Origin of the sequence: Haloterrigena turkmenica DSM 5511 (assembly GCF_000025325.1) — an archaeon.
Classification (GTDB): Archaea; Halobacteriota; Halobacteria; order Halobacteriales; family Natrialbaceae; genus Haloterrigena; species Haloterrigena turkmenica.
On record NC_013743.1, the window covers coordinates 3,527,687 to 3,540,110 of the forward strand.

The following is a 12,424-nucleotide window of genomic DNA, read 5'->3' on the forward strand; positions in this document are numbered from 1 at the left end:
GACCGCTACTGGCTAGTTGGCGCTGAAGGTCCGTCTCACGAACTCTCCGACAGCGCGTCGCTCGAGTCGACTCGCGACGCGAGTCAGTCCACGACTCAGCGCTCGATATCGTCCGGGTCTTTTTGCGGGTTCCGGCGAGACCGACTCGTATGCCAACCGACCCCTCCAGCGACCCGTCACGACGGCAGTTCCTCGGTGCGGCCGCCGGAACCGCCGCGACGGTCGCGACCGCCGGCTGCCTCGGCGCCCTCGCCGGCGACTCATCGGGAATGACGCGAATCGAATCCGAAGACCCCTCCGACCCCCGCGAGGGATCGCCCGGCGAGTTCTACTACTTCCTCGAGGAGAACGACATCGAGGTCGACGAACTGCTGCGCGACGGCGACGAACTCTATCTGACCTATCGCACCGGGGCCGAGACAGTCGAGGAGTCGGACGAGGAAATCACGATCGTCTACGAGGTCTACAAGCGAGCGCTGATCCAGCGCGGGTCGTCGGTCGAGTTTCTCTACGCCGAGATTTCGAACCCGTTCGACGGACAGGCGCTGGGCTGGGGAATCAACACCGAGTGGGTCCACAAGTACGATGATCCCAACGGGGACGACTCGAGCGGTGAGTCGTCGATCGCCGACGACGTCGATTCCGAACCCGGTAACGACTCGAGCGAAGCCGTCGGGAACGAAACGGACAGCGGCGGTATCGATATGGCCCAGGTCACGCTCTGGAACAACATCATGAACTCGAAAGTCTACGACTCCGATTTCGAGGACAACGGGTCCGAATCCGGGGACGGTGAGCTCGAATCCGAAAACGGCGCCTCGGAATCCGATCTCGACAACGATACCGAGTCCGAAGCGAACGACTCCGACGGAAGCTAACCGAGACGGCAGTCGAGGCCGAACTATGGGTCGGCTCGGACTCGAAAACACACGTCCTCTCGAGTAACAGCTTCGACCGAGAGCGGTTTCGACCGCATCGATCCGCGATCCGCTTGGGCAGCGGCTTCGAACTTCGAATCGCGCTCGCTCTGGATGAGGTCCTTTTTCCACCTCGAGTGCCGACTGCAAGGCATGACCGACGCACGCGAGGAATTTCTGGCTGGCGAGCGGCCCGATGACGTGGCACTGTTTCTGGCCGACTCGTACGTCTCCGACGACCGCTTGGCGGAGTTCGGCGAGCGCGTCGAGGACGGCGTTCTGATCGTCGTCGACGGCGAGAGCGGCCGCAACGCCTTCGAGGCGGCGACCGGCACGCAGGCGATGCAGTTCGCAAAGTCCGCGATGGAACTCGAGGGGATCATCGACGACGACCTCACCGGCGGCCAGTGTCCGGAGGCGCCGGCCGACGAGGACCACGCGGTCCAGTTCGTCTTCGCCTTCGCCGAGGAACAGAACGAGGACGTCGGCGGCATCTACGCCGAGGGCGACGTCGTGCACGCGTACGCGCGGTGTACGTGCGGGACGGCGTACTCGGACAAGTGGAACGTTCCCACCGCCGCCGACTGACTCCGCGGGGCGGCCCACACGCGGGTTTCAGCGGTAGGGCGCAGGCTTTTGCGGCCCGCACGGCTAGAGTCGGAGTATGAGCTCGTTCGAAACGCCACACGAGACCGGTCGGGGATTCGGCCTCTCGAGTCGAGAGGTGCGGGTGATCGGCGGCGCGAGCATCCTGATGGCGATCAACGTCGCAGTGATGTACGCCATCGCGACGACGCCGCTGGCACAGGTCAACGAGTACCTGTTCGCGGCCCCGATCATCGGCGCGGTCGTCTACGGCGCGGCGATCATGGCCGGCCAGTACGTCGCCCAGCGAGGGGTCGAGGGCGGGGATATGGGAATCGCCTTCGTCGGAATGGTACTCTTACAACTCGCGTTCGGGATCTTCGGGGCGGGCGTGCTCCGTTTTGCCCCGCGGGAGAGTCAGCTGACGATCCTCGGGATAACGGCGGTCGTCGTCGCCCTCATGACCGCCGGGATCTCCGGCTACGTCTACGCGCGCTCGAAGACGTTCGAGAGCTGGGGGACGTACGCGGGCTACGCGTTCATCGGCGGGCTCGGCGCGATCCTGATCGGCACGTTCGTCCAGCCCGTCCTGCTGGCCGGCTTCGCGCTGATCTTCCTCGGCTTCCTGCTCCGGCTGGGGTACGAAATCTGGCAGGTGCGGGACCACCGCAACGCCTCGGTCGCGCTCCAGACGATCGGCGTCTACGTCGCCGTCGCTGGCGTCTTCGTCCACGTGCTACAGCTCGTGATGCGGTACGCGGGATCGCGGAGCTGAGACGCCGATTGAACGTTAGTCGCGGCTCCGCGAGTCGGATTTCGCCGGTGACGCGGCGTGGTCGGACGCGTCTGCGTCCGCCGACGCGTCGGCGGACGGCAGCGTGAGCGAAAACGTCGAGCCCTCGCCGGGCTCGGAGTCGACCCAGATCTCGCCGCCGACAGACTCGCTTCGCTCGTCCGTCGAGCCCGGCCTCTCGCTGTCCGGCCGGACGCCGTGGCGCTCGACGATCCGCTGGCAGAGTGCCAGTCCGATTCCCGACCCGCTCTGTTCCTCGCTCGAGTGGAGCCGCTGGAAGATTTCGAAGATTCGGTCCTGATCGTCGGTCGGGATCCCCGGCCCCTCGTCGCTGACCGAGATCCGCCACGCCGACGCCGCGTCCGTGTCCGTGTCTATGTCCGACGTTTCGGGCGTTGCCGCGATATGGATGCGTGGGGGCTCGCCACCCGAATACTCGATCGCGTTCGCCAGCAGGTTCTGGAACACCTGCCGGAGCTGGCTCTCGTCGCCGGCGACGGCGGGCAACGGCTCCCGCGTGAGGTCGGCGTCTTCCTCCTCGAGTTTGAACTGGAGGTCCGCGAGCACGTCGTCGAGGATGGCCTCGAGGTCGACAGTATCGAACGCGCCGCCCTGCGTTTCGACCCGCGAGTACTCCAGCAGCGCGTCGATCGTCGTGTCCATCCGATCGGCGCCGTCGCGGGCGAACGCGAGGAACTCCTCGCCGTCGTCGTCGAACTCGTCGGCGTACCGATCCTCGAGGAGGTCGAGGTAGCTCGTCACCATCCGGAGCGGTTCCTGCAGGTCGTGGGAGGCGGCGTAGGCGAACTGTTCGAGCTGTTCGTTCGACGCCTCGAGTTCTTCGACCGTCTCCTCGAGGCGCTGCTCGGTCCGCTTCAGCGCCTCGTTTTGCTCCTCGAGCGCGGCGGCCTGGATGAGCGCCTGTGCCTCGTGGACGCCGATCGCCAGTCCCGCGACGGAGCCGATCGCTAAGAAGACGGCCTGGGTCCCGAACGTGAACTGGACCTCGACGCCGGGATGGAGGACGCGAAGGCCGAGGGCGATTCCCATGACGGTGACGCCGACGACGACCCACAGCAAGATCCGCGGATAGTACGCGGCGTCGATAGACGTCTTCGGCAACCAGAGCCCGATATACAGCAGCACGATTCCGAAGGAACCGACCAGCAGCAGATCGAGGATCGCTTCCAGCAGGATCCCGTTCCCGGCCATCGTGACGATCGAGTTACCGACTGCGACGAGCACCAGGAGCGCGCCCAGCGCGGAGAGCCCTCGGAGCCAGTTGCGCGTATCTCCCAGCGACGACTCGAGAATCGCGTCGGACCCGGATTCGATGGACTCCCCAACCATTACAGTTCACATAGAAGCCTGCAATGTTCAGGGGTACTTTTGGGTATACAACCCACTTAAGTACGCTACTGAGAGCGAGTCGATATCTCGGCGAGTGTGCTCCCGACGAGCCGGTCGATACCGCGCCGAAGGCGAGAGGCGACGGCCTGTTGGGTGATCCCGAGTTCGTCGCCCAGTTCCGCCATGGTCACGTCCCGCGGTGAGTTGAAGTAGCCGCGTTCGTAGGCGAGGAGCACGGCCTCCTGCTGTGGCTCGGTCAACGCGGCCTCGGCCTCGGTTTCGATCGGCGTGAGCGCGTGCAGTTTCGTCAGCGTGATCGGGATGTCGAGTTCGCGACAGCGCTGCTGAAAGTCGGCGATGTCGGCCCGATCGTCGCCGCGTACGTCAAACGTCCACTCTCGGTTCGTCCCGATCGCTTTCACGAGTGGAAGCTTCGTTTCCGTCAGCGTACTCAACACGCCGGCGTACTCGAGCGACCACTCGACGCGCAACAGGTACTCGTCCGCGACGGAATCGATCAATTCGATCTCGACGACGCCGGGATGGTCGTCGAAGGCGTCCTCGATGTCGTCGACGGGCGTTCCTCGCACCCAGAAGTAGGGAACAACCACGTCCCGCGCCGGGATCATGCGCTCCAGTTCGATCGTCACGTCCGGCAGCCGTTCGAATACGCTCCCCAGCGGGAACTGATCGGACGGCACCGTAAACGTCGCTTCGGTTGCCATACTCACTGGAAAGAATCCGACTATGGATAACGCTGGTCGTCTGCCCGGACAGGCTCGAGCGAACGGCCGATGCCGTTACTCGCCGTCGACTCAGTCGTCGCCGTCCTCGCGCTCGTCCGCGACGACCTCGCGGAACGCGTCGAGGATGACCTGCTTCGTCACGGCGCCGCGAGAGGTCCAGTGGGTCGCGTAGTCGAGCATGTCGTCGTAGATGTCGGGTTTGCAGCCGGCGGCCTTGGGGTGGCCGCCGCCGTTGACCTTCCCCGCGACCTCGTGGCAGCGGTCGAATTCGTCCGTTCCGCGGATCGAGGCCGAGCCGGCGGGTTTGACGACGACCGAGGCGTCGGCGCCCTGCTCTCGCATCCCCTCGGCGACCTCGTTTTGCGAACAGCGGCCGTAGGTGACCCCGACCGTGTAGCCGCCGATCTCGCGGAACTCCGCGCGGCCCAGCGCTCGATCGATCAGAGCCTCTTTCTCCTCGCGGCGCTCGGCGAGGTAGGTCTGTACCCACTCGGGGAGGTCGACGCCGTACTCGCGGACGACCTCGACGTACTCCGCCGGATCGGTCCAGTAGGCGTAATCGGCCAGATCGTCGCTGCGCGGATCCTCGCGCAGCCAGAGGTCGTGGTCCCGTGTCACGGCGGCCAGTTCCTCGTACATCGGCGAGAACTCGTACTCGAGCGACCGGTAGACGACATCGGCCGAACACTCCTCGTCGGAGTCGCCGACGACGAGGTCGACGCCGGCGTCGCGGACCGCCTGCGCCACGTCGTCGTTCCACTGGTGGTGGTCGTACCACGAGACGCGGTCGGCGGTCTCGAGGGCCGCATCGAGTTCTTCCTCGACGTACTCGTATCTGTCCGGCGCGAGGTCACAGACGAAGAGGTCGATCCCCTCCTCGCCGAACTCGGCGACGCGAGCCAGCGCGTCCTCGACGTCGTGGGGGCTAGCGGGAAGCAGGGCCACTTCGTGGGGCGTGGGCTCGGGCTCCTCAAGCGGATCGACGGCGTCGCCGGCGAGGCCCGCCGCCGCTTCGTCGGCGTCGTCGACGGCATCGGCCGCGTCCGTTGCGTCGGTCGGCACGTCGGCGTCAGTAGATTCGTCAGCGTCGTCCTTGTCGTCGGGTTCCGGCACGTTCCGTACGTCGTCGTAGGCCTCGCGAAGCAGGGCGACGCAGGCCAGCCCGTCCGCGTCGGGGTCGGCGATGACGGCGACCTCGGCGCCCTCGAGGGCGGCCGCGGCCTGCTCGTCCTCGACGTCCTCCTCGAGCGTATCGGGTAGGAAGAAACCGGTTCCCGGGAGCACGGACTTGCGGGCGAGCGGGAGATCGCCGCTGTCGATGAGATCTTCGTCCATGGCAACGACTGCGTGACGGGTCCGGAAGTAATCGCCGGTCTCGGCCGTCGAGGCGCGACGACGTCGGTCATCGAGGCGCGACGGCGTCGGTATCTCTCGTCAGCCGATCGCCAGTGCGGCTCAGGCGGCGCCGACCGCCTCGTCGTCGGTACCCTCGCCGGCGGGCTCAAGTTGTCGAACCGTCAGCACGGGCACCGGTGAAGTGCGGACGACCCGCTCGGCGACGCTGCCCAGCAGCAGGCGGTTCTCGCCGTGACGACCACGGGTCCCAGTCGCGACCAGGTCGGCGTCGACCTCGCGGGCGTACTCGCAGATCTGGGCGGCCGGCCGGCCCTCGCGGACGGCGGTGTCGATCTCGAGATCCGCGTCGGATCGCTCCTCGACCGTCGCGAGCGCGGCGTCGGCGGTCGTCTCGAGGGCGGTCCGCAGTTCCTCCCGGAGCTGTTGGGGCGAGGCGTCGACCTCGCTGGCGTCGACGACCGAGAGCGCGTGGACCTCGGCGTCGAAGCGATCGGCGAGATCGAGCGCGACGTCGACGGCCCGCTTGACGCTCTCGGAACCGTCGGTAGCGACCACGACCGTATCGAACATGCACGGGAGTTACAGCCGAAATGGCTTAAACACCGGCGGCTCCGCCCCGCGAGCGGGCGTCGTGGGGGTGGCTTTTTTGTGACGGGGGACACACCACCGCGTATGGTCGCCAGCCAGCCGGTCACCGTCGACACCGTCCTCGCGCCGGTCGACGGGAGCGAGGAGTCCGCCACCGCCGTCGAGTACGCCGTCGCCGTCGCCGACCGCTACGACGCCGAAGTCCACGCCCTGTACGTGCTCGGACGGGGCGTCATCCAGGGAATGAACGCCGGCACGCTCGAGGAGGACGCCGTCGCGGAGGACACGCAGGGCTTCTTCGCGGATATCAGCGTCATCGCGGAGGAAGCGGACGTCCCGCTCGGGACGTCGGTCGACGACGGCTTCTCGCAGACGCGCAAGACGCGCCACCCCGGCAGCGTCGTCCTCGACACCGCCGACGCGATCGACGCCGACTTCATCGTCCTCCCCAGGGAACCGGTCACCGAAACCGCGTCGGCCGAAGTCCTCGAGCGGGCCGCCGAGTACGTGCTCTCCTACGCGAGCCAGCCCGTCCTGTCGGTTTGATCTAGTGAGAATAGTGTCGCCCTCAACGGCCGTCGTACAATTGAACGGATAGTCTGGGTTCCTTCCAACTGCCTCTGTGCCTGCACACGGCTCAGTGAGACTCGAGGAACGTGGGGTTGAAAGGAAGGCCGTATTCTGCTACCGTGGCAACGAGGAATTGCCACACCCTCCTCAACCGATTTCCGCTCGCGGGCCAACGGCCCGTCTGCTCACGGCGGCAAAGCCGCCGTCTGTTCACGGGCGCGAAGCGCCCGTTCACATGGTCGGCGAGACCGGAGGTCTCGCCCTATTCGCACGGTCTGCGAGACCGAAGGCCTCGCACTACTCGCATGGTTCGCGGAACCGTCGGTTCCGCGCTAACGCTCATTCGCTTCGCTCACTCGCTCATCCATCGCACGGTTTCAGACTACGGTTCGTCACTGGCTCACCGTAGTCCAGCGCGCGCCACTGCACACCGAATAGCCGGGTAGAGATACCAGTACCCCGGAAAAACGAGCGCTCGCTACAGCCGGATCGCCATCTCCTGTTCGAAGCTCTCCGTGCCGGTCGCCTCGAAGCCGACCCGTTCGTAGAGCGCGATGGCGGGGTTGTTCCAGCGCTCGACGGTCAACCAGACCTGTTCGATCCCGATATCGGCGGCGTGACCGAGCAGGTGCTCGAGCAGCTTCGTCCCGATTCCGGCCCGCTGGTACGCCTGGAGGACGAAGATGGCGAGCTCCCACTCGACGTCGCTGCGGTCCTCGACCGCCGATGGATCGTCGGTGTCGGGGACCAGCATCGCGTGAGCGACGACGTCCTCACCGTGGTAGGCGACGACGTTGACGCTCTCGTCGGCGATCGCCTCGAGCCAGTTGCGGATGCGCGACTCGCCGGTCGGGGGAATCCCCTGGGCCCGGTCGGTGGGGTCGAACGCGACGTACATCTCGACGACGTCCTCGAGGGTCTCCTCGAAGTCGTTCGTGGCCCGGATCTCGATCGATCGACCCTCGCGATCCTCGGCCGTCGTCGGCGGCGAGGGGAACGGTCCGGCCGGCTCGTCCGGATACGGTCTCGTTCCGGCCATCGTTATCGCACCAGTTTGACGGTCGTCGGGGCGTTCAGCAGGACGAACTCGGTGATCGGGCCGAGCTGAATCTTGCCCATCGGGCTCAGGGTGCCGCCGCCGATCACGAGCTGGTCGAACTCGCCCTGTTCTGCGTGGTCGACCAGCGCGCTGCCGGGATCGCCCTCGAGGGTGACGATTTCGGCGTCGATACCGGTCTCGGCCAGCAACTCCTCGGTCCGCTCGACCATCTCCGCCTGCGAGCGTTTCGACTCGGGCTTTTCGACGACGGCGACGGTGAGGTCGTCTCCGACCTCCCGCGTGCGCTCGATCGTCTGCCGGAGGGTTTTGAGGGATTCGTCGCTCCCGACGAGACCCACTAAGACGTTCATATGCATGCATGTGCGCCGGTGGACGAAAACCGTTGTGCCGCAGTCGAATGCGAGACGGCTCGGAACGGCTACTCGAATGCGAGTGAGACTGTGCCAAACGGGTGCCGCAGACCTTGCGCAGGACGACGACGTTAAGAACGTGTGGTGAGTACGTTGACCGAATGAGTGATGCGGCGCTCGATGTCGTGGAGTTCCTGCTCACGACGAGCGTGTATTCGGACGATCGAACGCTGGACGAGAACGATCTGCCGCCGTCGTATCGCCGCGTGTTCTGGACCGGCGGCGTCGAGAACGACGGCGACGATGACGACGAGTCGGGACGCACTCCCGCCGGCATCAGTCGCCCGCTTTCGGTGACGACGACGACGGCCCGAGAGGCGACCGACGTCAGTCGGCCGTGGGAGGCCGTCTCGGATCTGATGTTCACCGAGCGCGACGAGTTCTCGGGGACGATCACCCTCGCCCAGCAGGGGATGGCCGAGAAATGGTTCGCCGAGCGCGTCGACGACGATCGACTGCGCGAGAACCCGACGCTGGTGAAACACTTCGCCGAACACGAGGAGTTCGGCGAGACGTTCGACGTCACCCACGAGGAGGCTCGAGAGCAAAACCGGCCGATCCAGGCCGATCGGGTCTGGATCGACGGCCTCCTCGAGGAGTACTTCGACGAGGAGGAAGACGAGGAGATGCTGGATCTCGTCGAAGTCCGGGCTCCCGAGGAGGTCGACATGTCCCTCAACGACCTCGTGCTGACCGAGGACCAGGAGAACGAACTCGACAAGATCTCGAAGGCGATCGAACACCGTGACTACCTCTCGAACATCGGCCTGCGCGAGATCGGAAAGCTGCTGTTCGTCGGCCCGCCGGGCACTGGGAAGACGTCGACCGCCCAGGCGCTGGCCCAGGACATGGACCTGCCGTTCGTCGAGGTCAAACTCTCGATGATCACGAGCCAATATCTCGGCGAGACCGCGAAGAACGTCGACAAGACCTTCGAGGTCGCAAAGCGCCTGTCGCCCTGTATTCTGTTCATCGACGAGTTCGACTTCGTCGCCAAGACCCGCAGCAGCGACGAACACGCCGCGCTCAAACGCGCCGTCAATACCCTGCTCAAGAGCATCGACAACATCTCGCTGATCGAGGACGACGTCCTGCTGATCGGTGCGACCAACCACCCCGACCAGCTCGACGACGCCGCCTGGCGCCGCTTCGACGAGATCATCAACTTCCCCAAGCCCGACAACGACATGCGGGCGGACATCCTCTCGCTGATCACCCGACGGATGGAGATCGACGAGTTCGATCCACAACTCATCGCCGAGGCGACACAGGGGCTGACCGGCAGCGACCTCCGGATGGTGCTCCGCGAGGCCGTCCTCGAGGCCCTGACCGAGGACCGGACGACGCTGACCCAGGAGGACTTACTCAACGCCGTCGAGGAGTTCGAGGAGCGGGACACGCTGAAGAACATGGACATGATGGGCGGTGACCACGACGCGCTGGTCGCCGGCGGCGACCTCGGAAAGGCCAGCGACGGTGGAGAGCCCAGCGGTCACTCGCACGATCACGATCACGACCACGACCACGATCACTGACCGTCTGCCGGCGCTCGACCGACGCTCCGGCGTCCATCCGCAGTCGACCGATATTCCACCGTCCACCCGCAACGCGTCGCATTCTCGAGTCGCGCGGGGCGTGGTCCTGCGTAACTGTCAACTGCTCGCTCCGTGTCGTACCCGTATGAGAGATTTCCACGCCCACACGAACTACTCCGACGGGAAGTTTCTGCGAGGGATGGTCCAGGCCGCCGAGGAGGCCGGCCTCGAGGGGATCGGGCTCACCGACCACTGCACGATTTCGTCCCGCGAGAGACCCGCGACCGTCCGGAACGTCTACGGTTTCAATCTGGATCTGACCTACGAGCGTCGCCGCCGGGCGATCGAGACGGAGCGCGAGCGCGAAGACCGCTCGATCGAGATCTACGACGGCGTCGAGATGGACTACGACCCGCGAGACGAGGACGAGATCCGCACGTTTCTCGAGGAGGCGAACTTCGACTACGCGATCGGCAGCGTCCACGGCGTCGACGGGTTGAACGTCCAGGTGCCGAGCAACTTCGCGGAGATGACCGACGCCGAGTTGGATCGGATCGTCGACGACTACTTCGAGAACCTCGTCGCGCTCGTCGAGTCGGAGCTGTTCGACGTCGCGGCCCACCTCGACCTGATCGAGCGGACCGCGCCGTTGCGCGGGCGGGCGACGCGGGATCACTACGAACGCGTGGCCGAAGCGCTGGCCCGCTCGCGGACGGTCCCCGAGATCAACGCCGGCCGAGCCGTCTCCGATATGGCGCTAGTCCACCCCTCCGAACCCTTCCTCGAGACGCTGCGGGCGTACGATATCCCCGTCACCGTCGGGTCGGACTCCCACCGGCCGAGCGAGATCGGCGAGCGGGCCGCCTTCCTCGAGGAGTACCTCGCCGAGCGCGGCCTCGAGCCGGTGGCGCCGCCGGGGTTAGAACCGGGACCGGCAGCGGGCCGCGAGTGAGCGTAGACGACTCGCCGCCGTCACGGGTCGTCCGACCGCCTTCGTCGGCCCTCCGCGGTCGACCGCGACGCACACCCTTTTCCCGGCGGCCTCCGACTGCCCGTCTATGACCGACGACCTCGAGGACCGGAACGTCTACGGCACCGAACTCGAGCCCTGCAGCACTGATCCGATGACGGGCTTCCTGCGAGACGGCTGCTGCCGGCGCGTCGAGGGCGACCGCGGCCGCCACGAGATCTGTGCGGTGATGACCGAGGAGTTCCTGCGGTTCAGCCGAGCGCAGGGCAACGACCTCGTCACGCCGCGCCCGGAGTTCGAGTTCCCCGGCCTCGAGCCCGGCGACCGGTGGTGTCTGTGCGTCGCGCGGTGGCTCGAGGCCGTCGAGGCAGACAGCGCGCCGCCGGTCGTCCTCGAGGCGACCCACGAGGCCGTCCTCCGGGACGTCGAACCGGATCTGCTGCGGGATCACGAGCACGAGGGTCGCGTCGACAGCGGATCCGGGACGGAGGAGTGAGCCAGCCGATTCGACCGACGGGAGACGGGAGATGGGGGAATACCCTTTATGCGACGGCTGTTAATCACACCTCGATGAGCGATGGATCGCCACAGGACGACGCGGCGGCCGACGGCAACGCGATCCGTCCGCACCCGCGACGACGAGTCGACGGCCTCGAGGACCGGACCGCAACCCAGCCAGTCTCCGCCGGAACCAGCCCGTTGAGGAGGACGTACCGATGCGCGTAACCCTGCTCGGCGCCGGCGACACCACCGGCACGCCGACCGTCGGCTGCGACTGCGACACCTGCGAGGCCGCCCGCGAGCGCGGCGTCGAGCGCACCCGATTTTCCGTCCACGTCGAGAACGAACGGGTCGACGAGTCGCTGCTGATCGACTTCAGCCCGGACTTTCGGTACCAGTTCCTCCGCGAGGACGTGGCGTTGCCCGACGCCGCCGTCATCACCCACATCCACTTCGACCACCTCGACGGGCTGGGCAACGTCTTCCGCGTCTTCGACTCGCTGGATGTCTACGCCGCCGACGAGACCGACCCCGTGACCGGAAAGAGCGTCGCGCAGACGGTCAGTGACGACTACCACTACCTCGATCCGATCGACGTCCGCCCGACGACGCCACTCGAGACGATTCACGTCTGCGGGTTGGACGTCACCCTGGTGCCGGTCGAACACCCGCCGCTGGTCTGTTACGGACTCGCGATCGAAGACCCCGTGACCGGAGCGAAGCTGTCGATCTCCGGCGATACGAGCTACAACGTTCCCGAGGCGTCCCGCGAGGTATTGGCCGATCCGGACCTGCTGCTGGCCGACGCCATCGTCCCCGCCCACCTCTGCGAGTACCACCCCGCCGGCGGACGCCACGAGACCGACGATGGCGTCCCCCGAACGTTCGGGACGAAGCACATGACCCGGGAGGGCGCCCTCGATCTGGCCGCCGAACTGAACGCCGAGCGGACGCGGCTGGTCCACCTCGCCCACTACTACCCCGCCGACGAGGCGTTCGAGGAACCGCTGGCGGTCGACGGCGAACGGTACGAACTGTAGCCT

Annotated in this window: 15 protein-coding genes; 9 read left to right on the top strand and 6 right to left on the bottom strand. The window is 66.3% G+C overall.

All coding sequences use genetic code 11. From position 1 onward, the window contains the following. The first annotated feature begins 149 nt into the window (after positions 1 to 149). From HTUR_RS16840 to HTUR_RS16850, 3 genes are all read left to right on the top strand, one after another. Complete coding sequence (locus HTUR_RS16840) at positions 150 to 878, top strand: twin-arginine translocation signal domain-containing protein (RefSeq protein WP_012944540.1); 729 nt, start codon at positions 150 to 152, stop codon at positions 876 to 878. 192 nt (positions 879 to 1,070) lie between these two features. Then, complete coding sequence (locus HTUR_RS16845; RefSeq protein ID WP_049941785.1) at positions 1,071 to 1,505, top strand: DUF5807 family protein; 435 nt, start codon at positions 1,071 to 1,073, stop codon at positions 1,503 to 1,505. A 76-nt stretch (positions 1,506 to 1,581) separates the two neighbouring features. Continuing rightward, a complete protein-coding gene (locus HTUR_RS16850) occupies positions 1,582 to 2,277 on the top strand; it encodes a hypothetical protein (RefSeq protein ID WP_012944542.1) in 696 nt (231 codons plus the stop codon). A 15-nt stretch (positions 2,278 to 2,292) separates the two neighbouring features. Here HTUR_RS16850 and HTUR_RS16855 read toward each other — a convergent pair whose 3' ends face one another. From HTUR_RS16855 to HTUR_RS16870, 4 genes are all read right to left on the bottom strand, one after another. Next, entirely contained in the window at positions 2,293 to 3,645 is a 1,353-nt protein-coding gene (locus HTUR_RS16855; protein ID WP_012944543.1) for a sensor histidine kinase, read from the bottom strand. A 65-nt stretch (positions 3,646 to 3,710) separates the two neighbouring features. Further along, positions 3,711 to 4,370, bottom strand: a complete 660-nt coding sequence (locus HTUR_RS16860) for a helix-turn-helix domain-containing protein (protein ID WP_012944544.1) — start codon at positions 4,368 to 4,370, stop codon at positions 3,711 to 3,713. A 90-nt stretch (positions 4,371 to 4,460) separates the two neighbouring features. Continuing rightward, positions 4,461 to 5,726: a DHH family phosphoesterase gene (locus HTUR_RS16865; protein WP_012944545.1), complete on the bottom strand. Its 1,266-nt coding sequence runs from the start codon at positions 5,724 to 5,726 to the stop codon at positions 4,461 to 4,463. A gap of 120 nt (positions 5,727 to 5,846) precedes the next feature. Continuing rightward, positions 5,847 to 6,317, bottom strand: coding sequence for a universal stress protein (locus HTUR_RS16870; protein WP_012944546.1), 471 nt, complete (start codon positions 6,315 to 6,317; stop codon positions 5,847 to 5,849). Positions 6,318 to 6,419: 102 nt separating this feature from the next. Between HTUR_RS16870 and HTUR_RS16875 the strand changes: the two genes are divergently transcribed. Next, the gene (locus HTUR_RS16875; RefSeq protein WP_012944547.1) at positions 6,420 to 6,881 is read left to right on the top strand and encodes a universal stress protein; all 462 of its coding nucleotides are present in this window, start codon (positions 6,420 to 6,422) and stop codon (positions 6,879 to 6,881) included. Positions 6,882 to 7,383: 502 nt separating this feature from the next. Here the strand turns inward: HTUR_RS16875 and HTUR_RS16880 are convergent. Continuing rightward, positions 7,384 to 7,944: a GNAT family N-acetyltransferase gene (locus tag HTUR_RS16880; protein ID WP_012944548.1), complete on the bottom strand. Its 561-nt coding sequence runs from the start codon at positions 7,942 to 7,944 to the stop codon at positions 7,384 to 7,386. Between the two features lie 2 nt (positions 7,945 to 7,946). Beyond that, complete coding sequence (locus tag HTUR_RS16885) at positions 7,947 to 8,315, bottom strand: universal stress protein (protein ID WP_049941786.1); 369 nt, start codon at positions 8,313 to 8,315, stop codon at positions 7,947 to 7,949. Positions 8,316 to 8,476: 161 nt separating this feature from the next. Between HTUR_RS16885 and HTUR_RS16890 the strand changes: the two genes are divergently transcribed. The 5 genes from HTUR_RS16890 to HTUR_RS16905 all read left to right on the top strand — a co-directional run bounded on the left by HTUR_RS16890 (position 8,477) and on the right by HTUR_RS16905 (position 12,421). Then, positions 8,477 to 9,910 (top strand): ATP-binding protein, encoded by a 1,434-nt coding sequence (locus tag HTUR_RS16890; protein ID WP_012944550.1) that lies wholly within the window; start codon positions 8,477 to 8,479, stop codon positions 9,908 to 9,910. A 145-nt stretch (positions 9,911 to 10,055) separates the two neighbouring features. Further along, positions 10,056 to 10,862 carry a histidinol-phosphatase HisJ family protein gene (locus HTUR_RS16895; RefSeq protein WP_012944551.1) on the top strand — a complete coding sequence of 269 codons (807 nt, stop codon included), beginning with the start codon at positions 10,056 to 10,058 and terminating at the stop codon, positions 10,860 to 10,862. Positions 10,863 to 10,968: 106 nt separating this feature from the next. After that, a complete protein-coding gene (locus HTUR_RS16900) occupies positions 10,969 to 11,376 on the top strand; it encodes a DUF2237 family protein (RefSeq protein WP_012944552.1) in 408 nt (135 codons plus the stop codon). Positions 11,377 to 11,450: 74 nt separating this feature from the next. After that, positions 11,451 to 11,606 (top strand): hypothetical protein, encoded by a 156-nt coding sequence (locus HTUR_RS27510; RefSeq protein ID WP_187291462.1) that lies wholly within the window; start codon positions 11,451 to 11,453, stop codon positions 11,604 to 11,606. After that, positions 11,597 to 12,421, top strand: a complete 825-nt coding sequence (locus HTUR_RS16905; RefSeq protein WP_012944553.1) for an MBL fold metallo-hydrolase — start codon at positions 11,597 to 11,599, stop codon at positions 12,419 to 12,421. The genes HTUR_RS27510 and HTUR_RS16905 overlap by 10 nt, the downstream gene beginning before the upstream one ends. Positions 12,422 to 12,424 lie beyond the last annotated feature (3 nt).